The organism is Vibrio sp. 1727 (assembly GCF_033344415.1).
GTDB lineage: Bacteria > Pseudomonadota > Gammaproteobacteria > Enterobacterales > Vibrionaceae > Vibrio > Vibrio alginolyticus.
Window position 1 is genome coordinate 1 of record NZ_JAWPOT010000260.1, and the last position, 705, is coordinate 705.

Here is a 705-nt window from a genome sequence, read left to right on the forward strand (position 1 = left end):
CGACCGTAGGCTCAGGGCTTATCTTGAAAGAGAAAGTGGGCACCGCACGATGGCTTGCCACACTAACTGGCTTTATCGGTGCCATGATCATCTTAGAGCCATGGTCAGACCCCTTCACTTGGGAAACTCTACTGCCTGTTGGGGCGGCCTTCTTTTGGGCGGCGTATTCTTTGATGGTGAAAAAGATGTCGGTAAACGATCCACCGTCTACCATGGTGGTTTACTTGTTGTTACTGATCACACCTTTCAATATTGTGCTAGCGATACCAAGCTTTACCATGCCTAGTGACTGGACTATTTGGCTGATCCTTCTTTTTGCTGGTGCACTAACAGCATTAGCGCAATGGGCGATTGTGAAAGCTTACGCAGTTGCGGACGCTTCCTTCGTTCAACCCTTCGATCACGCTAAACTGCCTTTAAATGTGCTGGCTGGATGGATGGTCTTTGGATGGGTGCCTCCTGGTCGTTTGTGGCTAGGCGCTGCGATTATTGTGGCGTCGATTGCATTCATCACGCACTGGGAAGCAAAAAAGACAAAGTTAGTTGAAAGAAAAATCTAGCTTTTGAGTTCTATATTTTCAGGAAAGGAAATGAGGAACATTCTATGACACAACCAATCAAAATCACACTTTATCGCTGGGCTGGCAGTTGGGGGCCGTTCAAAGTGAACATCCCATGCGGCGAATGTACGCTAACCAAAGATAT

Annotated in this window: 1 protein-coding gene and 1 pseudogene; both read left to right on the forward strand. The window is 47.4% G+C overall.

The window, feature by feature from the left end; translation table 11 throughout:
• Nucleotides 1-560 (forward strand): DMT family transporter (locus tag R8O10_RS25130; RefSeq protein ID WP_318191944.1); only part of this gene is annotated, 560 nt, incomplete at its 5' end.
• A 44-nt stretch (nucleotides 561-604) separates the two neighbouring features.
• Nucleotides 605-705, forward strand: a pseudogene (locus R8O10_RS25135) (glutaredoxin); the annotation flags it as partial.